Below are 21,461 nucleotides of genomic sequence, written 5' to 3'. Positions count from 1 at the left end.
AGGGGATCGGGATGCTAGGTTTGATCAAACAGGGCGGCTACGCCCTTTTGGCGTTCGCGTTGTCCGGTACGCTCGCCGTCGCTCAGGACAAGCCCATCGAATTGAAGTTGTCTCACTGGCTGCCGCTTGCGCACGTCAACCATCAGCACGTTCTGGTGCCGTGGGCGGCGATGGTCGAGAAGAACAGTAACGGCAAACTGAAGATCACGATCTTTCCTGGCAGCATTCTCGGTAAGCCGGCCGACCATTGGGACATGGCGCAGAACGGCATCGTCGATATCGCATGGGGAACGCATAACTACACGGCCGGGCGCTTCCCGCTAACCGCAGCCTTCGATCTTCCGTTCCAGACTAAAACGGCAAAAGGCGCTAGCCGCGCGTTGTGGGAATACTACGTCAAGCACCTGGAAAAAGAGCATGCGCGCGTGAAGGTGCTGTGGCTGCAAGCTCCTCCACCCTTCCATCTTCAGATGGCAAACAAGCCGGTGCTGAAGCCTGAAGAGTTCGCCGGCCTGCGTATTCGGGTCGGCGGCGGGCCGGTTTCCGATCTGGTGAAGGCGCTCGGCGGTGTACCAGTCGCGTTGTCTGTGCCTGAAGGCTACAATGCATTGGAGCGGGGCATCGTTGACGGTACGATCCTTCCACACGAAGCCCTTCACGGTTTTAAGCTTGCTGAGGTGACAAAACATCATATCGAGCTGCGCATGTACACGACATCGCAGTTCCTCGTAATGAATCTTGCCAAGTACAATTCGCTTCCACCCGACCTCAAGAAGGTGCTGGACGAACTTGGCGGTGCATGGGGCGCGGAGTTCGCCGGAGCCGCATGGGACAAGGGCGAGCTATCGGGCGTCGATGCTGCCAACAAGGCCGGCGGCCAGTTCTACAAGTTCACCGACGACCAACTGCAGCCATGGCACGAAAAGGCCGCGCCGATCGTCGAGGAATGGCTGAAGGCGACCGAATCAAAGGGTCTGCCCGCAAAGCAGGCGCTTGGCGATCTCCGCGCCCTTATCAAGCAGTACGATCCCTAGGCATCAGCGAATGGCTGCTCGTATCCTGGAACCGGCCGCAAGGGGCTTGAACTTTGTCGCAATCATAGCCTTGGCCGGTCTCGTCGGAGTGACGGTTTTCGACGTGACCGGTCGCTACTTCTTCAGTAAACCGCTATTCGCGAGCGTCGAAATCACCGAGTTTCTTCTCATCTTCCTGAGCTTTGGCGGACTGGCCTGCGCGGAACTTCGCAACGGCAACATCAAAGTGGACTTCTTTACCCAGATGCTTCCCGAACGGGTTCGTACAGCGCTCGACGGCGTCGGTGCGCTGTTCGGAATGGTTTTCTGGAGTTTGATTTCCTGGCGCGCCATCGATCACGCTCAAGAGGTGCGCGATAGCGGTGAAGTCTCACTCAACCTCGGCGTCTCGACGTTTCCCTTCTACTGCTTCCTCGCCGTGGGGTCCGCCCTCGTCGCGATCGTGCTCGTGCTGCGCATCGCGCGGGCGATCAACACCGTGAGACGCTAAATGGACAATACGACAATCGGCGTCATCGGCTTCTTTGTAATGCTGTTGCTGATGTTTTTTGGCGTGCCGATTGGCGTCGCCATGGGCATCGTCGGATTCATCGGCTTCGCCGTCGTCAACAGCTGGGATTCGGCACTCAACCTGATCGGGCTCGCGCCCTACAGCGCAGTCGCCAACTACGTGCTGAGTGTCGTGCCGCTATTCGTCCTGATGGGCCACTTGGCCAATGAGACAGGAGTAGGCCGTGAGCTTTATGCCGCCTCGCAAACCTGGCTGCGTCATCGGCGCGGAGGACTCGCGATGGCGACTGTGATGGCGTGCGCCGGATTTGCAGCCATCAGTGGCTCCAGCCTTGCGACAGCCGCGACAATGACAACAGTGGCACTGCCCGAGATGCGTAAATTCGGCTATGATCCACGGCTCGCCACCGGTTCGATCGCCGCTGGTGGCACGCTCGGAATTCTGATTCCGCCGAGCATCATTTTTCTGATCTACGGCTTCATCACCGAAACTTCGATCGGAAAATTGTTCTTGGCCGGCGTACTTCCCGGGATTCTATTGACGATCCTGTTTGTTCTCACGATTGCTGTCACGACGTTGAGGGATCCGACCCTTGCTCCCCGAACTGAAGCGAAGGCAAGCTTCGCCGAACGTGCTCGGGCTTTTCGAGATGTTTGGGCCGTTGCGATGCTGTTCACGTTGGTGATTGGGGGCATGTATGGCGGCGTCTTTACCGCGACCGAGGCCGCCGGCATCGGCGCATTTGGCACCTTGATCCTCGCGTTGGCGCGGCGGCGTCTGACCTGGCAGGCGTTGCTACGGGCATTGATGTCAACGGTCGAGACTACGGCCATCATTACCGTCATCCTCATCGGAGCGGTGATTCTGGGCTACTTCCTCGCCGTTACGCAACTGCCGATGTCCTTAGCAACTGCGCTCGCCAATTCAGGATTGTCGCCTGCGGCCATCATGTTGCTCATCATAGCCGCATATCTGATCATGGGCGCATTCATGGACGAACTCGCCATGATTCTGCTGACCGTACCTATACTCTTTCCGGTTTGCGTTGCGCTCGGTTACGATCCGATCTGGTTCGGCGTCGTTATCGTTGTGGTGTGTCAGGCCGGCATGATCGCACCACCTGTCGGACTCAACGTGTTTGTCATATCGGGCATGGTGAGGGACGTGCCGATGGAGCAGATCTATCGTGGAATTCTGCCGTTCCTCGCCGCGATGGTACTCTTGCTGGGCATCCTGATGCTGATCCCCGATCTTGCGCTCTATCTGCCGCGGACGATGAGATAAGTGAATGTTCAGCTCATGATCCGCAGCTCTATGGCACCTGCCCCCGCATTCTTGCTGCAAGAGACCGGCAAGGACATCAACCCAGCTGGTTCGAGATTTGGGGCCACCAATCTGAGGTTTTCGAATACTGTCACTTCAGGAAACAAAGAGATCATCCTGCGCAGGTATTGCTTCTATTGAGCTCAATGTCGGGGGTTCGAGTCGCTGGTCCGCTACATCGCTAGACCCACTATTTCGGAGGCCTTGCTTTTCTATCGAAGGGCAGTCTAACTGGCGAATTGAGCCCGCGATAGTTCGTCAATAGCCGTCGTTCGTACGCAATTCCTTGCCGGCGGAAATGGAGCGCAGCCAGGTTCAAATCCTGGAGCCGCAACTACCGATACCGACATTCAGTTCAAGTCCCGATCTGAGCGTGGGCTGCCCTGCGTCCCGAACGCAGTGTACACCTTCTAAGTTATTGATATTTATTAGTATGACGGTCGTTCCTGTCCCGTTTTGTTTACGGTCGTTTCACCCAATTCATTGCGATTTCGTTGCGGCCTCCCACGACAACAGCCGCAAACCTCGTCCTAATTCTCCGCGCCGAAAAGCCCGTTCGCCACATGAGTCATGAGCCGCCCCCCATGTTTGAAGACATCCCCCGTTTCCCGAGATAACCGGAGGTGCGGCAGAAGGAGAGGTCAGGAAGCCTTCGCCCTGACTCGCTCGCGGGCGACGCGCATAAGCGGTCGCGATCCATCTGACGGCCGTGCATCTCAAGGATCTTCGGACAATTCGTCCGCGTCGATACGCGGGAGTAGACGGGGCTGTTTGCCGACTTCCTTCAACAGAGCCGCCTTGGAATGACCGACACCGTCACGACGATATCCAAGGGCCGGCGATTCCTGAACCGAAAGGAAGATGAGCCGTGGGTGTGCGGGCTAGCCGGACACGCGTTGAGCTGAGGCTATGAAGCGAAGCTCCGCAGGGATTAGTGCCAACGGTGCCGATCGCGACCCTAACGAGACGAGCCGTGGCTAGGGCGACCGGCAGAGGGACGACCTCGGACCTTATCGCCGAGCAATTGCGCCGGGCCATCGCCAGGGTCAAAGCACGCATTTTCGCCTCCATATCGGTGCGACGTCGTGGTGTCGCAGTCATTACAGGCGCCTCCGCCGGGATCGGTGCGGTTTATGCCGACCGGCTGGCTCGCCGGGGCTACGACCTCATTCTCTTCGCACGCAACGAGGCTCGGCTGGACCAGCTGGCGACGCGCCTTGATTCGCCGCGGACCTGAGAAACAAGGCGGACCTGAATCCGTCCCTCAGCGGTTGCCGGGTCGTTCTCCTTCCTTGCTTATTCCTACGGAATTCACCCAGGCCAGGAAACAACTGAAGGCGACGAAGCGCTTGCGTGAGCAGTCGTTACTGGTCTCCTACCGACTGGTGACTTTCGGCGGATTGCTCAATGCTTTCGTATTCTTGCCTATTTGTACCAACCGGGTTGTGTGAACGTCGGCCAGATCTAATCTGAGCAATATGTCGGACAAGCTACTCGATACGATCCGCCGCTATGCGGATGCCAACGCCGATGCCCAAGGCATCGCCCGCACCTGCATACCCGGATTGTTCGTTGTCCGAGCAACGACGCCCAGTGCCTTGGCATACGATATCTCGCGACCGCTCGTCGCCCTGGTGGTCCAAGGCTCCAAACGCGTGACCATCGGCAGCGATACATTCGATTTTGGCGCCGGAGAGTCGATGCTCATTGCGGCTGACGTACCGACGATCAGCCAGATCACCAGAGCTGATCGGGGCAAGCCCTATTATTCGTTCGTGCTAAAGCTGGATTCGGCAGTCATCGAGGCATTGACGAGAGAAATCGATGTCGTCGAAGCCGACCGAGGAACCGGTCCGATGCGCATAGACCCGACTGAGGCCGAGGTGGCTGACGCGGCTCTGCGTTTGATGCGTCTGCTCGATCGCCCCGCGTCAATTCCCTTGCTTCAGTCGCACCTGCTGCGCGAGTTGCACTACTGGCTTCTGGTCGGACGTCATGGCGCGGCCATTCGAGGACTGGGCGTCGCAGAGAGCCACGCCAGGCGCATTGCGCGTGCAGTTGCCATCATACGGGCAGAATTCGCGCGACCGCTGCGCATCGAGCGGCTGGCCGAAGCCGCGGGAATGAGTCCCACCTCTTTTCATCAGCACTTTCGTGCCGCAACGTCGCTCTCCCCACTCCAGTTCCAAAAGCAGTTGCGGCTGATCGAGGCGCGCCGGTCGATGCTCTCCGAAGGCACGTCTCCAAGCAGTGCGGCCCATGCCGTAGGTTACGAGAGTGTCCCCCAGTTCACCCGCGAATATGGCCGGTTCTTCGGCGCTCCGCCGGTACGGGACATCAAGAACGCCAAGAGCAGGCTCCAGATCGCGGCGTAAAGACTGGTAGCCTTACGTCGGCACGACCGCTCTGCCCACAATGCGCATTGACTGGCTCGAGCGCGGACCGCGCCTTGAGAGAAGTGGCTTCTTCTTATTGGTTGGCCGAGTCATCCGCCCGAGGGTCATCCATCTCAGCGATTCCCAAGCGCGAACCGCGAAACTCGGAAGGAGTCATGCTGAACTTTGCCGTGAAGGCGGCCGAGAAATGAGGTGATGTTGAGTAGCCGCAGGCAGCACCCACCTGTGCCACCGAGAGGTCCGTCGATATCAACATTTGCCGGGCAGCATTCATGCGTAGATCTGCCAGGAATTGGTAGGGTGTCTGGCCGACCTTGGATTTGAAAAGCCGGGTAAAATGATATTTGCTGATACATGCCTCGCCGGCGAGCTGCTCCAGCGTAAGTGGTTCGGCGAAATGGGCGGACATGAACTCGACTACCCGACTTAACCGCGCGTCGGAAATCGCACCAGCATTACGATCTTCGATGCAGGCCCCGGATCCATGGCGAGAGATGAGGTGAACGGCCAACCAAGCTGCAACTGTCTCCGCGTAAAGATTGCCCTCTCCGTTCGTCATCGCACGCAGAAGGGCAACCGTGATGTGCGCAATGGCCGGATCGCGATCCACCAACGAATTGAACGTCGGCAGATTATCCGGCTGGCCGGCGCGTCGCAGATGTTCCGCTGCCGACGCCAACTGGCCGACGGGCAGATAGATCATTGCCCATTTGAAGTCGCTGTCCTCCGGAACAGGAAAGCGGTACCGGCTCTGGTGCTCATTTCGGTGAAGGCATATGGATCCTGGCGAATGCGCATCGAAGCGCCATCGACTCCGGCTGAAGAACTCGCAGGAATATCGCCCGGAGACAGACACACCGATTCTGGCGTCCGGCGTGCGGATGGACGTATAAGGTTCGTTGGATTTCAGCCCGACGTGGAGATCAACCAATAAGGACGTCCAGCCCAGATCGCGACTGGAAGTGCTTCGCGCGGACGGGACGACGCTTCTGCACGTCAAGCTCTCCTTTGAGATCGAATAAGCAGTCAAGCAGAGCACCTTGGACGCTGTCGAGGCGTGAGGACGGACCTTACCGCCGTCACTGGCAGAATACCCATAATTTCGATTTCATCAAACAATCCACTTTGGCGCGTGCACCAGCGTCTCGCTCTGAGCGGTGTCGTGATTTACCCACATAGTCGCTTTCTCGGCCCTCAGAAGCGCATCGACTTTGTCCATCGAGACAGCTGTTGCCAACCGATCCGCATTGAACGACGGTACACGACGGTGCTTAAAGTTCTCCCGATTGTGAGCTACGTCGCCGCTTAACAATATCGGACCGCTTTCCGGGAGTTGGACCAGGAGCGAGCAATGCCCCAGTGTATGTCCTGGCGTGAAGATGAGACGAACTGCGCCATCCCCGAATACATCATGATCGCCATCCACCAATTCGACGTCATTCTGCTTCATGGTCTCATATAGTTCCGGCAGATAACCGAATTCCTCGGGATTCGGGCCGAACATTGCCTTGTACTCAGCCCTTTGCGCGACCCACTTGGCCTTCCGGAACTGACGACAATTGCCCACATGGTCGAAGTGAGCATGGGAAATCGCGATTATCCCGATGTCGTCTGCGTTCACGCCGATCTCGTCCAGTTGGGAGGCCATTGTCTTCCGAACGATTCCGCGGATACCGTGGGCTACGATGCGACCTTCCGGCTCCCGAGCAAGCTCGTCTTGCGTTCCGGTGTCCCACAGGAGCCAATTGTCCCTGTGGCGGATAAGATAGGCGTTGCAACTCAGCGTCATCGGCACGCCGACATTGATGCCGGGCGAATATATCGATCCGTCTTCGACCTTGGCGATTCCGCCGTCGAGGACGAAAATTTGCTCGATTTTTGCGCTTTCCCTTCGCATGGTCTAGGCCAAGCTCACACGCAACTCACCGAGGCCTTCGACCGATGAGACGATCTCATCGCCGGCCTTCAACCATTGTCGCTCCTCTCGGGGGGCTTTCTCGCCCAAAATAACGCCCTGAGGGGTGCCCGTGAAAAGGATATCGCCAGGCTTGATCGTCATGATCCCCGATGCATAGCTGATCAACTGCCTGCAGTTGAAAATCATGTCTCGCGTATTCCAATCCTGGCGGACTTTGCCATTCACCCAAGTTTGTAGGCGAAGGGCATTTGGATCCGACACCCTGTCCCTTGTTACCAGCCAGGGCCCCACCGGACCGAAGCCATCGGAAGTCTTGCCCGCGAGGAATTGCGATGTCCTGGTTTGCAGTTCGCGAGCGCTGATGTCATTGCCCGTCGCGTAGCCGGCCACGACATCGAGCGCGTCGGATTCCGGAACGTCCCGACATTCCTCGCCGAATACGATCACGAGCTCGGTCTCGTAATCGAATTGTCGCGCAACTCTCGTTGGGAGATGCACAACTCCCCCGTGACCATTGAGAGCATTGTTGAACTTGTTGAACAAGGGTGGCGCAGCCGGGATGGGCGTGTTCGTTTCTGCGGCGTGCTCGCGATAGTTGAAGCCAACGCAGATGATCTTTTCTGGTCGCGTTACCAGAGGCGCGAACGAGACCTCCGCGATCGGCACGATTATAGCCTTGCTCTTGTCGCGTTCGACGGCGTCGAGGACAGCACCCACGTCTAAGGCACGGCGGTTCTGCAGAAGATCATCGACGTCGTGGGGAGCCGCCAACCCGTACGCTGCAGCCGTCGCCGACAAGTTGAGGACGCCCTCTTTTACCTCAATCCCCAGAGCAAACGCCCCGTCAACCCGCAGGTTGGCTAAGCGAGCGTTCAGACTTGAGACCTTGGTCCCGTTGATGGTCATGGTATCACCTCTTCCCGTCCACTGCGCCAATCGGCCGCGACTTCGGCCGTCCCGCTCACCCGGATCATTCGCCGCGCATCAGTGAGCCGGTCGTATTCTTCGCCGGAAAGGAGACCGAGCGCGAGCGCAGCTTCCCGCGGCGTACAACCGTCCTCCGAAGCACGTGCAGTGATCTGAGCTACCTTGTCGTATCCGAGAACCGGATTGAGGCTCGTCGCAAGCATGAGGGAATTGGCAACGTTGGCAGCGAGCCGCTCCCGATCGACCGCCAGGTCCTTCACAAGCCTTCTGGAGAACACTCGACAGATGTCGGCCAGAATGCGGATCGACTGCAGGACATTATAGATGATCACGGGCTTCGCGACGTTCAGCTCGAAGGTACCCGCAGCTGCCGCCATCGTGACCGTGACATGATTTCCCGCCACCTGATAGGTCGCTTGCGCGAGTACTTCGGCAAGAGTGGGGTTGCGCTTCCCCGGCATAATGGACGAGGTCAAGCCGTCGTCGGGCACGACGAGCTCAGCAAGACCGCAGCGCGGACCAGAGCCGAGAAGACGAATGTCGTTGGCGATCTTGACGAGAGAGACCGCAACGACGTTCAGCGCTCCAGACACCTCCGCGAGCGCGTCATGAGCACCCATCCCCTCGAATTTGCTTGGATTCGGAGAGAAATCCATGCCGATCAGCGCGCTCACCTCCTCGCAGAAGGCCACGTCGAATCCCGCCGGGGCGTTGAGTCCTGTCCCGATCGCCGTCCCGCCCTGGGGAAGCCGGGCGAGGCGGGGCAGCGTATTCTCGAGCCGCCCGATCCCGTTTTCAACTTGCCGCGCAAAGGCGTCGAAGGCCTGGCCCACCGTCATGGGGACGGCATCCATCAAGTGCGTTCGACCGATCTTAATGACGTCTTCGAATTCGGCGGCCTTCGCCGCAAGCGCGGCACTCAACTCGATCAATGCAGGTATCAGCAAATCCCGCAAGTCAAGCGTGCTCGCCAGATGCATCACGGTCGGAAAGCTGTCGTTCGAAGATTGCGAGCGGTTCACATGATCGTTCGGATGCACTGGCGATTTGGTTCCGAGCGGTCGACCGAGTCGCTCGTTGGCGCGGTTCGCGATCACTTCGTTCGCATTCATGTTCGTTTGCGTGCCCGATCCGGTCTGCCAAATCGTAAGCGGGAAGTGCATATCGAACTTCCCCTGCCGTAGCTCGTCAGCGGCGGCCTCGATCGCGTCGGCAATCTCGACGTCGAGCGCGCCCAGACGTCGGTTTGCACGGGCGGCTGCGAGCTTTTGTAGTCCGAAGGCGCGCACCAGAGAAGCGGGAAACCGCTCTTCCCCGATCGCAAACAATTCCAGAGCGCGTTGCGTTTGCGCACCCCAATATCGGTCCGCCGGGATATCGATCTCCCCGAATACATCTCGCTCGATGCGCACCGGGCTTTCCAACATCGTCATTGCGCGCCCGTCACGCCGGCGGCCTTGATGATCGGCGCCCATTTGTCGATTTCGGCCCGGAGGTGCTCGGCAAGCGCACCTGGTTTGGCCCGTTCGGTGGACACGGGCTCTGCGCCTAGCTGTGCGAGGCGCTCTTTGACCACACTATCCTCCAACGCCGCTTTCAGAGCGTCGGCGAGCTTGTCAATGACCGGCTTCGGTGTACCTTTTGGGGCGAACAGGCCGTACCAAACCTTGTAGTTAAAGTTCGGAAGACCCAATTCGCTTGCCACCGGAAGGGACGGCAGCGCCGCCGCTTTCTCTCCTCCCGTCACGGCATAAGCCTTGACCGCTCCTCCCTGCACGTTGCCGACCACGTTGACGATCTGGTCGCACATGAGGTCGACTTGCCCACCCATCAAGTCATTCATGGCAGGCCCTGCGCCGCGATAGGCGATCTGCGTCATCTTGGTGTTTGTGGCGGCTTGGAAGAGCAACCCACACAGATGCGCCGCCGAGCCGATTCCGGCATGGGCGTAGGTTACCTTGTCCTGGTTCGCCTTCACATAGGCGATCAAGTCGGCGAAGCTCGCAGCGGGCAAATCCTTCTTAGCCACGAAGACGGAAGGCAGTTCGACCACGAGACCGATCGGTTCGAAGTCCTTGACCGGATCGTATCGAAGATGGGGATACAGTGCCGGGTTCGTCGCATGGCTGATGTGGATGAGCAGAAGGCTATAACCGTCGCCGGGAGAAGTGGCGACCTTGGCGCTGCCGATCGAACCGCCGGCCCCCGACGTGTTATCGACGATCACCTGCTGCTTCAACGAGGTACTCATTCCTTGCGCGAGCAGGCGGGCTATCGTGTCGCCAGGCCCTCCCGCCGAGAACGGCATGACCATCGTGATGTGACGCGACGGATAGTCCTGGGCGGAAGCGAAGCCACCGGTCGCGGCGACGATGGCAAATGCGATACCGACCCATATTTTGCTCATGACCACCTCCTCTACCGTTTCTTGAAGCTCAGTTCCGGGTAGGCCGCTAGTGCATACGGTCCACCATCTGCGGCGCGAGACCCACATAGTTTATCGGATCGCAACGACTGTGCACGGCGGCAGGTCCGCCCAGCGCTTCCACGATATCGGGCATGCCGCACAGGATCTCGACGAGATCGCCGCCGTCGTCCAGCGATTGGCGACAAGCCTCATAGACCCGGTCATGGGCGCGCTGACGTCCGAGCTTGGGCGCGGCGGCCATCATCACCGCTTCGGCTACGATCAGGCCGTGCGTCAAGTGCAAGTTCTCTTGCATTCGGTTCTCGTGCAAATGAAGGCCGGAGAGCATGAACTTGGCGTTGGCGAGAGATGAGGCCGTCAACAGAAAGCTCTCGGGCAATGATATCCATTCGAGATGCCAAGGGCCGGTCGCCCGCTCGAAGTCGTGGATCATGCCATCCAGCATCGCCGCGACGTGCTGACGGACGGCCTTTGCGGCTGCCAGCATCAATTCGCTGGAAATGGGATTGCGCTTTTGGGGCATCGTCAGCGGCTTCGGCAGGCACGACGCCCAATCGGGCCTGGGCCCTGGCCAACGCAACTTCAGCTTCGAGATAGCGAGCTATCAGGGCGTCGTCAGCGAAAACGTCCCGCATTTCGGCAGTCCCGAACATTTCACGAAACAAGATGGAATCGAAAACTGTGCTTCCCATCCCTCTGTCCTTCAAATATGTTCGAACATATAAATATGTACGAACATATTCGTCAAGCTCCTTTTTGCCCTGGAAGCCGGTCGATCGGGGTCAACTGAGATCAACGCAAAGGCGACCGCGCGGCAGGAAGGTCGCATGCCCGACGATAAGGGGTTGGGTATCTGGCGAAGCGGCGGTTGAGACAGCGATTTCGATCGACCGCGACTCTGCTATCTGGATTGATGCTGAACAGTCGCGGCAGCGCTCCCAATTCGACGGGAGAATAGTCGCCTTGCCACTGACCGAGGCCGACCAAGCTCAGCCTGAATGACCGAGGGTATTGCGGAATAGGAGCCTCAGGTGGTCACGCGTTACGCCCACGTCGCTCGGGCCCTCATGGAAGCTATCGCCGATGGTCGATATCCGGTAGGCTCTCTGCTACCCAACGAGCTTGAGCTCACCGAGCAATTCGCTGTTAGCCGGTCCACCGTGCGAGCCGCGATGCGAGAACTCCAGGCCTCGGGGATCGTCAGCCGAAAGAGAAACGCAGGAACGAGGGTCGAGGCATCTTCGCCGCAAGGCAGCGCGAGGGGATTCACCCAGTCCCTCGAATCGATAGAAGCTGTTCAGCAGTTTGGCGTCGAGACGGAACGCCATGTTCAGCGCGTTTCGGAGATCGTCGCGGATGAAAAGTTATCGCGAGCGCTCGGCTGCCAGCCCGGTCGCCGCTGGCTACGCATCTCGTTTCTCCGCATGGTCCCGGGTGACTCGAAGCCGATCTGCTGGACCGATGTTTACATAGACGACACTTTTGCCCGGGAGGTCCGATCGAGGATGGACAGCCATCCGGACATCTTCGGTACTCTCGTGGAGAAGATTTCGGGCCGCCGCTTCATCGAGATCCGCCAAGATATAAGCGCAGTAGGGGTTTCCCGCGACCTGGCTGACCCCCTGAAGGTCACACCGGGCGCACACGCGCTCTCGATCCGCCGTCAGTATTTTTTCAGCTCAAATGAAATGGCTGAGGTGTCGCTCAGCGTACATCCAGCCGAAAGATATACCTACTCGACCCGGCTTACGCGTCGACAAGCAGAAACCAGGTGACTGCAAATTGCGTCACTGACCATTGGCGCCGGTGCTTACGTGCGACCGGCCGCGTCTCGTATAAGGCCCGCCAACGTCGTCACGGCCTCTCTTCGATCGTCGCTTCGGATATGGACAACATACTCAACATCCGGCAGTGTTGGCAGGCCTTTCTCCCCGTCAACGACACGTAGGCCGGCGCCAACCAATCCGCGCGGCAATGGCGTTGCGGCAAGGCCCGCCCTCACGATAGCGCGCATGCCGGCGAGACTCGGAGACGAGCCCGCAAACTGCCAAGGACAGCCCGATTTGGCGAGCGCGCGCAGCGCGAGCTCGCGATACGGGCAAGGCTCTGGAAAGAATGCAAGCGGCAGCGGGTCAGGCAAGCTTCGCTTCTCGGCAAAAGCCCAAACCAGCGGCTCCTGCCAAAGGCGCCAACCAGCTATTTTCGCGTCGCAAATGGAGCCGACTGCAAGATCAAGCTCCCGGGCTTCAAGTTTCTGAAGTAGCTGCGTGACAATGCCGATCTCCAATTCTAGAGCGAGAGCAGGATGCTTGCGAGTGTAGCGTTGGAGAATCTTCGGCAGCCAGTCATCGACGAGATCTTCGGCAACACCGATCTTCAATCGCCCCGAGAAATGGCTTCCAACGAGGGCAGCATGCGCGTCTTCGTTCAGTTGCAAGATCGTTCGCGCGTAACCGAGGAGGGTTTCTCCAGCCCGCGACAAGGTCACATTCCGGGTGTTGCGTTCGAATAGCGCCTGACCGGCCTGGGCTTCAAGTCGATGAATCTGGGCGCTCACCGTCGATTGCGTGGAGTTCAAAGCCTCCGCCGCGCGTGTGAAACTGCGACCTTCGGCAACCTTGACGAAGGTTCGCAGCAAGCTTGGCTCGAACGCCATGACAATTGATCCATTTTTTCGCTCAATGTACCACTTTTTATTCGTTTGTTAAGTCAATTCGGCGGCGTTACGAAGGACGCCGGAGGATGAAATATGTCCAAGGTTCTGTACGTCGAAGCATCGCCACGGAAGCAACGCTCTGCCTCGATTGAGGTTTGCGAGGCGTTCATCGAGACCTACCGCTCGAAAAACCCTTCTGATGAAATTGAGAAGCTAGACGTTTGGTCACTCGACCTTCCGACCTTTGGCGAGGCCGCTCTGAACGCCAAGTACGCCGGCTTATCGGGTACCCCTCTACGAACGAACAGGCCTCCGCGTGGGACACCATTCGACGCCTAGCGGCGCCCTTTTTAAACGCCGACAAGATGGTGTTTGCGGTTCCGCTGTGGAATTTCTCCATTCCATATCGATTGAAGCAGCTGATCGACCTCATCACTCAAAAGGACATTCTTTTCAGTTTTGATGAACGTGGTATGGGCGGCCTCGTGAAGGCCAAACGGGCCCTCGTGGTCTACGCCCGAGGTCTCGACTATCTCTCTGAATCTTCGATCACTCCACGTGAGTCTTACGACCTGCAACGCCCCTACATGGACCTATGGCTCCGGTTCATAGGAATCTCGGACATTGGTGAGATCAACGTCGAAAAGACTCTCCTTGGATCCGAGGTGGATCTGGAGACAAGAACTCAAGGCAAACGGCGGGCGGTCGAGCTGGCCGACGATTTCTGAACGCCTCGACGACCCACAGGCATCTCCCGTTGACAAGGAGTACTCATGGAAGCTCTCTACACCGCAACCGCTACCGCCGTGGGTGGACGGGCCGGGAGCGTCAAATCGTCGGACGGCGTTCTAGATCTGCAACTCGCGTACCCCAAGGAATTGGGCGGCCCGGGGGGCGTGGCTACGAACCCTGAACAATTGTTCGCTGCCGGCTACGCAGCCTGCTTCGAGAATGCACTCATGCGAGTGGCGCGGGAACGGAAAGTGCCAATTCGTGAATCGAGTGTCACGGCTCACGTAGCGATTGGAAAGAACGGAGAAGGGTTTTTCGAACTCGCAGTTGTTCTTGAAATTTCAGTACCGAACCGCGACAGGGCGGAGATCCAGGAGATGATCAGGGTGACGCACGAAGAGGTTTGTCCATACTCCCGAGCGACACGAGGCAACATAGAGGTCGAGTTCCGGATTACTTGATCGACGCAGAAACGCCGAGGGTGCGAGAATATCCTAGCCGCGCCGACAATCTTTGCAAAAACCCGGCCGATCGCCGCTGCTGCGTCGAAGCTCTCGGCGCGCACGACGGCAAGCACCGGACTAGCGGACTATGGGCCGACAACTTATGCCGGGGGAAACAGGACCGGCACACAATCTACTATCGGTCTACTTGCTGTCTGCATTCGTTCAATGAACTCAGGCTCGCCTGCCTCCAATACGATCTTCCATATCAGCATGCAGAGTTCGGAGCGGGTTACCGCGCCGGTAAGGCGCGCTCCATCGACATCGCCTGGTTTATCCAAGCTGACGACGTAGGGTGGCGGTCCTGCAGAAATGCGATATCTCGCGCCGCTGCATCCGACCACAGCGAATGTCCTCGTAGCTTCGAACTGGGCCAGCTGATCGGAAGTAAGCCAATCCTTTAGGAGCGTTTCCGGCTCGAATGCTGACCGAGGCGTCCCCCGATGACGGCACATTTTCCTTGAAAGCAGCATCAGTGTTGTCGCCAGACCGACCACCGACGCTGCGCCGCCTGCACGCCCAGGAAAGAACAGCGTCTCCTCGGCGCTTGAATCGAACTCACGAATTATCTTAGACCGACCGTAACTTCTAACTGCCGCCAGATACCCTCGCGACGCCAACCTCCGAAATCGCTCGCGAGCAGTCGATAGCTCGTCGGCATGGCTCGGCCGGAAGTCGTGCTGAAGGACTGCGAGCCCTAGTACGATTTGTCGCGCCATTTGACTCTCGACCGTCTAGCTACGCGCTTTCCAGAGTGAGATGCTTCGCCAAAACCTCGCTTGAGGACGACAAGCTCGCCGTAGTTCCAGTCCAGACTATGCGTCCCTCGTCCAGTATGGCATGAGTATCGGCGACCGCGCGGCAGACCTGTATGCTTTGTTCGACGAGAAGAATGGTGAGCCCACGGGCTTTCAGGGAAAGCATGAGCTGCACGAGCTCGTCGACAATCACGGGTGCCAACCCCTCGGTGGGCTCATCCAACAGCAGGAGACTTGGATTCGTCATCAGCGCCCGCGCGATCGCGAGCATTTGCTGCTCGCCGCCGGAGAGTCGGCCCGCCGCCGATTTCCATCTCCTTCTGAGCGACGGAAACAGCTCGGCGGCTGCGTCGGGCGTCCAAGGCGAACCCTTGCGAAAGGCGATACTGAGATTTTCTCGTACGTCTAAAGTGGTGAAGACAGCTCTGTTTTCCGGTACGAACGCGAGACCGCGGCGGGCTATTTCGTGCGTAGCAACCTCCGATAACGAGTTGCCGTTGAACGTGATCGTTCCCTGGGCATGGACCAAGCCCATGATCGATCGCAGAGTGGTCGTTTTCCCAGCGCCATTTCGGCCAAGAATAGCTACCGTTTGACCTCGCTGAACTTGCACGTCCACGCCTTGCAGGACGTGGCTCTTCTCGTACCAGGCGTGCAGATCACGAACGATAAGTCCAGTCATGCGGCAGATCCGAGATACGCGTTTTTTACTTCGACGTTCGCCCTGATGGCTTGAGGAGAACCTTCGGCGATCTTCTTTCCTTGGGCGAGCACCGTGACCGTATCCGAGATATCCAGAACGACGCTCATGTTGTGCTCGATCAGAACGACTGTACGTTCCGGCGCGAGACTCTTGATGAGGAGTTTCGTCCGGTGAACATCATCGAGACCCATACCGGCTAGAGGCTCGTCCAAGAACAGCAGCTTGGGTTCAGACGCGAGAGCCATGGCTATCTCAAGAGCGCGCTGGGCCCCGTGGGATAGGTCGCCCGCGCGTGCTTCGAAGCGGGCCGACAAACCCACCGTGTCCGCTAATTCCGCGGCGCGTTTCTTGGATACTTTTAATGGGTCGCGATTGCGCCAGAACGCCCATGCCTCTCTTCCGGCCACGGCTTGCAGCGCTAATAGGATATTTTCAGCGACGGAGAGGTCCCTGAAGATATTGGTCAGCTGGAAAGACCTCGAAAGCCCCAGATGTACGCGACTATGCGCGGGGACGTTCGTGATTGGATGCCCCTGGAACCTTATCTCGCCCTGCGTGGGGATGCGCGTACCGCTCAACGCGTTGAACAACGTAGTCTTCCCGGCGCCGTTAGGACCAATGACGGAGTGCAGAGTCCCCCGGCCGATCGAGAGGTTCAGGTCCTCGATTGCCTTGAACGAGCCGAACCGAACGCCTAAGCCCTGCGCGGTAAGGAGGATCTCAGCCATTCGGCATTTCCTTGCCTTGCCGCCGCAGCACCCCTCCCAACCCCAAGAGCCCGTCACGCAGGAAAAGCACGGTCACTATCAGGAGGAGTGCGACGACCATGGACCAGCGCGGCCAAATGGGCGAAAGAAAATCGGACATTGCGCTCAGGACCGACGCGCCGATGAGCGCACCAAGGGGAGATCCGACTCCTCCGATCAGAGAAGCTATCAACAATCGCTCGCTCGTTTCCACGTCGATGGCGCTCAACGGCACGAAATTGAGCATCAGCGTGTTCATCGCTCCGGCCAAGGCGGCGATACCACCCGCCATGGTAACCGCCGCCAGCTTGAAGCGCCGAGCGTCATATCCGAGCGCCTCAGAACGGCTCTCATTGTAGCGGATCGAATTGAGAACGCTTCCGAACGGCGACGCGACTATTCTCTGCACCAGCGCGAACGCTGCAAAGGAAAGGATCGCGAGAAAAACATAAAGCAGCAGGGGATTTGACAACGCGAATTGTCCGAACGCGATGGCCGTCCGTGGCACGTTTCCGAACCCGTTCTCGCCGCCGGTGAGCCTTGGGAAGGCTAATGCGAGAAAAAAGCCCATCTGCGCGAACGCCAGTGTGAGCATGACGAAATACACGCCCTGCCGTCGCACGATCAAAAGCCCGGCAGCTGCTGCCAGCAGGCACCCTGCCAGCGAAGCAGCTATTGTGGCCGCCAACGCAGACATTTCGAAGTCGCGAATGAGAATGGCGGACACGTATGCGCCTAGGCCGAAATAGAGACCTTGACCGAATGAAAGAAGACCGACCGAACCGAGCAGCAGAGTGCAACTCAAAGCCCCAGTAGCGAGCACCAAAATCTCGCTCGCCAATGTCAACGAGGGCAGAATACACGGCAGAGCAATGAGAAACACCGCAATAACGACGGTGGTCCCGTTCGGAAAACGGAGCCCTTCGGTCGTCATCACGAACGCCCCATGAGCCCGGTCGGCCGGAAAGCCAGGATCATCGTCATGACTCCGTAGATCATGAGATGAGCCCCTCCCGGCCAGATCATACTCATGAGGGACTGCGTGATACCGATCAGCAGTGCGGCTAGGAGAGCTCCGCTGAAGCTTCCAAGCCCGCCGAGGATTACGACCACGAAAGCGATAGCCAGGGCCTCACGTCCCATGAGGGGCTCCACGCCGCGTAGTGGCGCCGCGAGAGCGCCGGCGAGACCGGCAAGCGCACCTCCGAAGGCAAAAGCCGCCATGAAGACCTTGCGCGAGTCAAATCCAAGGAGCCCCATCATTTCGGCGTTCTCCGCTGCGGCACGCACCATGGCGCCAAAACGAGTGCGTTCGATCGCGAGCCACATTGCGAGCGCGACCGCAACGGCAATACCGACTACGAAGAGACGATATGACGGGTACACAAACCCACCGAAGATCACGACGCCGCTGAAGATCTCCGGCACCGGCACATTCTTTCCCAAGGTCCCGAAAATCATGGTGACCGATTCCTGCGCCAAGATCGCGAGCGCGAAGGTAATCAGGATCTGCGCCTCGTGAGGCAGACTGTACGTGCGTTGCAGTAGCAGCCGTTCGGAAGCGAGCGCAAAAGCGGCGGCCAGGAGCGGGCTGATCAGCAGGGCCGGAAGAACGCTTCCGGTCCACTGCGCAATCGCAAACGCCGCGTAGGCGGACACCATGTAGAAAGCCCCGTGAGCGAAATTCACGAACTGCATGAGGCCGAAAATCATGGTGAGCCCGACAGACAGGATGAAATAGATCATCCCTATGCCGACGCCATTGAGCGCTCCGAAAATGAGGACTTGAGCGGACATGGGCGAAGTTACAGCTTGCAGCCTGTTTTATCAGGCGGGAGAAATGCCTTCTGGGCCGAGATGACGTCTACGTAGTCGTCTTTGTCGAGCATCTTGGCTTTGGGTTTACCCAACAGGAGATAGTAGTCCTTCAGAACCTGATGATCTTCGGCCCGGACTTTCTCGAGTCCCGTCGGCCCTTCGTAGCTAAGCGTTTCGAAAGCTTTGATCACCGCCGGCACCTCGGCGCTCCCCGCCTTGTTGAGGGCCTCGACGGTTGCCTGCGTGCAGGCCCACCCGGCCGTCAGGAGATAGCTGGGAGTCACCTTCAACTTGTCTTTGATCACTCCCGTGAGCAGCCGGTTGCCGGGCGCATCGACGCCATGCCAATAGTTCGCGCCAAAATAGACGCCCTCGCAGATATCGGGGCCCAGCGATTGGAATTGGTCGAGTCCCGTCGACCAGACGACGACGATTTTCGTATTGCGTTTCATCCCAAAGCTGACGGCCTGCCGCAACACGTCGGTGGTCTGGCTGCCGAAATTGCAAATGCACAGCACATCGGGCTGCGCAGCAATCGCCGCAGTGATGAAGCCGCTGTATTCTCGGTCGCTCAGGGAATGATAGCTGTTGCCAACGTGCTGTCCGCCGAGCTCACCGAGAACATCCTTCAAATTCTTCAGAAGGCTATCGCCGAAGACGTATTGACCCGTGATCGTGTACCATTTTTTTGCATCGGGGAACTGCTTCATGAATGGACGGACGGTCGTGTTCACGGCACTATAGGTCGCAACCGGCCATCGAAAGGTATTCTTGTTGCAGAGTGTGCCGGTCATCTCGTCCGCGCCGGCCTGATTGATGTAGACGCCTCCGCTGCTCGCGACCTCCTTCGCGACAGCCAGCGCAATTGCGCTATTGGTGCAATTCATGAAGAAGCGAATGCCTCGGTCACGAATAGCATCTTGAGTGAGCCGTACTGCTCGACCCGGGTCTCCTTGATCATCCAGTTGGACATAGCGAAGCGGTCGCCCCGCCGCGGTTTTGTAGTGATCAATGGCAATCTTGCTGCCAATGTCCACCTGTTCTCCGATGTTGGCGAACGTGCCGGAGAGAGAAACCAGACTGCCGATTTCGATTGCATCTTGTTGTGCCCAAGCTCGTCGAAGCAGCGACGGTGTCGCGATTCCGACTGCGGCGGCGGCCAGGATCTCTCTACGATTTCGCATTGGTCCCTCCATTAATGCAGACATCAATCGTCCTGGTCGTCACGTCGCATGAATTGCAATGCGATACGATCGCATTTATTCGTATTAGATCGCAGCACTGTGTTGCTTGCAACACAAAAGGTTCACGCGAGGACGAGGAATGCTCGGGTTCCTCGTTTTACCGCAGGAGGCTTTCCCGGCGGCGGATCGCGAGAGATCCCCAACCGATCGCACTCTGCACGAGATGCGCGCGGGACGCATAGTCTTGCGGCCGGAAGCGAAAGATGACGTGCGCCGGACGCACGTCCTCTTCATTCAGACTGAACGCGCCGGGATTGTTTCCGCAATCCAACGCGCGATACCGGCGAGATGATCATCCGTGTGAGGCTGCCCGACCACCTGGACCCCTACGGGAAGTCCGCCGACCGCAAGCATAGGTATGGTGATCGTAGGGGCTCCGAGCAGCGAAGTTACGGCATTGTAGTTGGGCAGACCGGTCGTATGAACGACGCCCGAATCCACGCCTTTGTTATCGAGTCGCGGCGCCGGCCCGATCGAAGACGGGGATATGATGGCGTCTGCGATATGGGCGATTGTGGCATGGGCGGCTCTAGCTGCTTCGCGTCTCGAGATCACGAGCCGATAATCGTCCTGGGTCATTCGCCGCGCAATTTCCAGGCGCGAAGTGAGGCTGTCACTAAGTCCTCCGCCGAACTGCTGCACGAGATTCTCAAGAGACCAGCGCATCTCGTATGCGCAAACGTCCCGTGTGATCTCAAGGCTGTGGCTGATCGCCTGCTCGAAAGCCTCGACAAGTGAATGGTCGGTGCGACGAATGATCTCGACGCCTGCACGACCGAGATCCGATAGGAGGCCCTCGAATGCACCTCTCGTTGCCTGGTCCAGCTCTGGCCCCCCCTGCGCTTCCATGACGATGAGCCGGGTCGGACGCTCCGCCGCGTGGAGTTCCGTGCCTCCGAAGAGACCTGGATAACCTGGATCTCCGCCCGAACGCTTCGCGATTTCAATGGAGACGTGCCACATGTCTGCGAGACTGCCCGCGTGGACGCCGACATGGCTTTGGCTGAAGCCTTGCCGTTCGCCGCGGTTCAAGGCGCCCATGGTCGGCTTGATTGCGTAGTTGGCGCAAAAACTTGCGGGTCGGATGACTGAGCCCACGACTTGCGTTCCGATCGCCGCAGGCACCATCCCCGCTCCAATAACCGCGGCCGATCCGCTCGAGGATCCTCCAGGGGTGTGAATCGGGCTAAAGGGATTGGTGGTCGGCCCGGGATGGGACATCCCCAGTTCGGTGGTCACCGTCTTGCCCAAGACGACCGCGCCGGCACTCCGAAGCGCTTGAACGCATGCAGAGTCCTGCTTTGGGAAATTGTTTTCATACAAGGGTGAACCCATGCGGGTGGGCATATCCCTGGTCATCAAGAGATCTTTGATGCCGACAGGCATACCGTCGATGGAAGAGAGCGGACGTCCTGATTGATACCGTTTGGTCGAAGCATCCGCGGCCGACCTCGCCTCCGGGAGGTTCATTTCTACCCAGGCACGCACAACGGGCTCGCGAGCCTCGATGATTTCCAGACATTTCTCCAGATATTTTCGTGGGTTGCTTTGTCCCTCCTTGAATGCCGGCACCGCATCGTGGAAGGTGGGCGGCCGAAATTCGGCCGGATTATATTGCGCGCACAATGGACGACCTCTTCTCTTCCTTTCAATCGTATTGCAGTACGATACGGTTGGATCGTTATATAATGTCTGTTCTGGCGCGCGGCGTCAACGCCCCAACACGAGTTGTAATTCAAAGAAATGAGCAGGGAGAACCGGGAG

Annotated in this window: 20 protein-coding genes and 3 pseudogenes; 10 read left to right on the top strand and 13 right to left on the bottom strand. The window is 58.5% G+C overall.

The genetic code is table 11. From position 1 onward, the window contains the following. Positions 1–11: 11 nt before the first annotated feature. The 6 genes and pseudogenes from P0R31_RS23220 to P0R31_RS23195 all read left to right on the top strand — a co-directional run bounded on the left by P0R31_RS23220 (position 12) and on the right by P0R31_RS23195 (position 5,243). Entirely contained in the window at positions 12–1,034 is a 1,023-nt protein-coding gene (locus P0R31_RS23220) for a TRAP transporter substrate-binding protein (RefSeq protein ID WP_275516509.1), read from the top strand. A gap of 10 nt (positions 1,035–1,044) precedes the next feature. Next, positions 1,045–1,524: a TRAP transporter small permease gene (locus tag P0R31_RS23215; RefSeq protein ID WP_275516508.1), complete on the top strand. Its 480-nt coding sequence runs from the start codon at positions 1,045–1,047 to the stop codon at positions 1,522–1,524. Continuing rightward, positions 1,525–2,829, top strand: a complete 1,305-nt coding sequence (locus tag P0R31_RS23210; protein ID WP_275511650.1) for a TRAP transporter large permease — start codon at positions 1,525–1,527, stop codon at positions 2,827–2,829. A gap of 730 nt (positions 2,830–3,559) precedes the next feature. Further along, positions 3,560–3,773, top strand: a pseudogene (locus tag P0R31_RS23205) (GNAT family N-acetyltransferase); the annotation flags it as partial. Positions 3,774–3,937: 164 nt separating this feature from the next. After that, a pseudogene (locus P0R31_RS23200) lies at positions 3,938–4,087 on the top strand (SDR family NAD(P)-dependent oxidoreductase); the annotation flags it as partial. Positions 4,088–4,346: 259 nt separating this feature from the next. Continuing rightward, entirely contained in the window at positions 4,347–5,243 is an 897-nt protein-coding gene (locus P0R31_RS23195; RefSeq protein WP_275516507.1) for an AraC family transcriptional regulator, read from the top strand. A gap of 94 nt (positions 5,244–5,337) precedes the next feature. Here P0R31_RS23195 and P0R31_RS23190 read toward each other — a convergent pair whose 3' ends face one another. The 6 genes and pseudogenes from P0R31_RS23190 to P0R31_RS23165 form a co-directional block, all read right to left on the bottom strand. After that, positions 5,338–6,195 carry an AraC family transcriptional regulator gene (locus tag P0R31_RS23190; protein ID WP_275516505.1) on the bottom strand — a complete coding sequence of 286 codons (858 nt, stop codon included), beginning with the start codon at positions 6,193–6,195 and terminating at the stop codon, positions 5,338–5,340. A gap of 180 nt (positions 6,196–6,375) precedes the next feature. Beyond that, the gene (locus P0R31_RS23185) at positions 6,376–7,161 is read right to left on the bottom strand and encodes an N-acyl homoserine lactonase family protein (protein WP_275516503.1); all 786 of its coding nucleotides are present in this window, start codon (positions 7,159–7,161) and stop codon (positions 6,376–6,378) included. Between the two features lie 3 nt (positions 7,162–7,164). Then, positions 7,165–8,088, bottom strand: a complete 924-nt coding sequence (locus P0R31_RS23180) for a fumarylacetoacetate hydrolase family protein (RefSeq protein WP_275516502.1) — start codon at positions 8,086–8,088, stop codon at positions 7,165–7,167. Then, on the bottom strand, positions 8,085–9,536 hold the full coding sequence (locus tag P0R31_RS23175) for a class II fumarate hydratase (RefSeq protein ID WP_275516595.1): 1,452 nt from the start codon (positions 9,534–9,536) through the stop codon (positions 8,085–8,087). The genes P0R31_RS23180 and P0R31_RS23175 overlap by 4 nt, the downstream gene beginning before the upstream one ends. Positions 9,537–9,538: 2 nt before the next feature. After that, positions 9,539–10,516 (bottom strand): tripartite tricarboxylate transporter substrate-binding protein, encoded by a 978-nt coding sequence (locus tag P0R31_RS23170; protein WP_275516501.1) that lies wholly within the window; start codon positions 10,514–10,516, stop codon positions 9,539–9,541. Positions 10,517–10,562: 46 nt separating this feature from the next. Beyond that, positions 10,563–11,063, bottom strand: a pseudogene (locus tag P0R31_RS23165) (3-carboxy-cis,cis-muconate cycloisomerase); the annotation flags it as partial. 505 nt (positions 11,064–11,568) lie between these two features. On the opposite strand from P0R31_RS23165, the gene P0R31_RS23160 reads away from it, so the two are divergent. Beyond that, positions 11,569–12,312, top strand: a complete 744-nt coding sequence (locus P0R31_RS23160) for a GntR family transcriptional regulator (protein ID WP_275516498.1) — start codon at positions 11,569–11,571, stop codon at positions 12,310–12,312. Positions 12,313–12,347: 35 nt separating this feature from the next. Here P0R31_RS23160 and P0R31_RS23155 read toward each other — a convergent pair whose 3' ends face one another. Continuing rightward, complete coding sequence (locus P0R31_RS23155) at positions 12,348–13,193, bottom strand: LysR substrate-binding domain-containing protein (RefSeq protein ID WP_275516497.1); 846 nt, start codon at positions 13,191–13,193, stop codon at positions 12,348–12,350. A 93-nt stretch (positions 13,194–13,286) separates the two neighbouring features. Between P0R31_RS23155 and P0R31_RS23150 the strand changes: the two genes are divergently transcribed. From P0R31_RS23150 to P0R31_RS23140, 3 genes are read left to right on the top strand one after another with little or no spacing between them, the layout of a single operon-like run. Further along, positions 13,287–13,532: an NAD(P)H-dependent oxidoreductase gene (locus P0R31_RS23150; protein ID WP_275516496.1), complete on the top strand. Its 246-nt coding sequence runs from the start codon at positions 13,287–13,289 to the stop codon at positions 13,530–13,532. Beyond that, positions 13,415–13,921 carry an FMN-dependent NADH-azoreductase gene (locus P0R31_RS23145; protein WP_275516495.1) on the top strand — a complete coding sequence of 169 codons (507 nt, stop codon included), beginning with the start codon at positions 13,415–13,417 and terminating at the stop codon, positions 13,919–13,921. The genes P0R31_RS23150 and P0R31_RS23145 overlap by 118 nt, the downstream gene beginning before the upstream one ends. Before the next feature lie 45 nt (positions 13,922–13,966). Further along, positions 13,967–14,386, top strand: coding sequence for an organic hydroperoxide resistance protein (locus P0R31_RS23140; protein ID WP_275516494.1), 420 nt, complete (start codon positions 13,967–13,969; stop codon positions 14,384–14,386). Positions 14,387–15,166: 780 nt separating this feature from the next. Here P0R31_RS23140 and P0R31_RS23135 read toward each other — a convergent pair. The 6 genes from P0R31_RS23135 to P0R31_RS23110 form a co-directional block, all read right to left on the bottom strand. Then, positions 15,167–15,868, bottom strand: a complete 702-nt coding sequence (locus tag P0R31_RS23135) for an ABC transporter ATP-binding protein (protein WP_275516492.1) — start codon at positions 15,866–15,868, stop codon at positions 15,167–15,169. Beyond that, the gene (locus P0R31_RS23130; protein ID WP_275516491.1) at positions 15,865–16,617 is read right to left on the bottom strand and encodes an ABC transporter ATP-binding protein; all 753 of its coding nucleotides are present in this window, start codon (positions 16,615–16,617) and stop codon (positions 15,865–15,867) included. The genes P0R31_RS23135 and P0R31_RS23130 overlap by 4 nt, the downstream gene beginning before the upstream one ends. Beyond that, positions 16,610–17,569: a branched-chain amino acid ABC transporter permease gene (locus P0R31_RS23125; protein WP_275516490.1), complete on the bottom strand. Its 960-nt coding sequence runs from the start codon at positions 17,567–17,569 to the stop codon at positions 16,610–16,612. Before P0R31_RS23125 ends, P0R31_RS23130 begins: the two co-directional genes overlap by 8 nt. Beyond that, on the bottom strand, positions 17,569–18,432 hold the full coding sequence (locus tag P0R31_RS23120; RefSeq protein WP_275516489.1) for a branched-chain amino acid ABC transporter permease: 864 nt from the start codon (positions 18,430–18,432) through the stop codon (positions 17,569–17,571). Before P0R31_RS23120 ends, P0R31_RS23125 begins: the two co-directional genes overlap by 1 nt. Before the next feature lie 8 nt (positions 18,433–18,440). After that, the gene (locus P0R31_RS23115; protein WP_275516488.1) at positions 18,441–19,637 is read right to left on the bottom strand and encodes an ABC transporter substrate-binding protein; all 1,197 of its coding nucleotides are present in this window, start codon (positions 19,635–19,637) and stop codon (positions 18,441–18,443) included. Between the two features lie 294 nt (positions 19,638–19,931). Continuing rightward, positions 19,932–21,323, bottom strand: a complete 1,392-nt coding sequence (locus P0R31_RS23110) for an amidase (RefSeq protein WP_275516487.1) — start codon at positions 21,321–21,323, stop codon at positions 19,932–19,934. Between the last annotated feature and the right edge of the window lie 138 nt (positions 21,324–21,461).

It is taken from the genome of Bradyrhizobium yuanmingense (assembly GCF_029167105.1).
GTDB classification, from domain to species: domain Bacteria; phylum Pseudomonadota; class Alphaproteobacteria; order Rhizobiales; family Xanthobacteraceae; genus Bradyrhizobium; species Bradyrhizobium yuanmingense_A.
The sequence above is the reverse complement of the archived record's forward strand: the minus strand, read 5'-3'. Positions and strand labels throughout refer to the sequence as shown.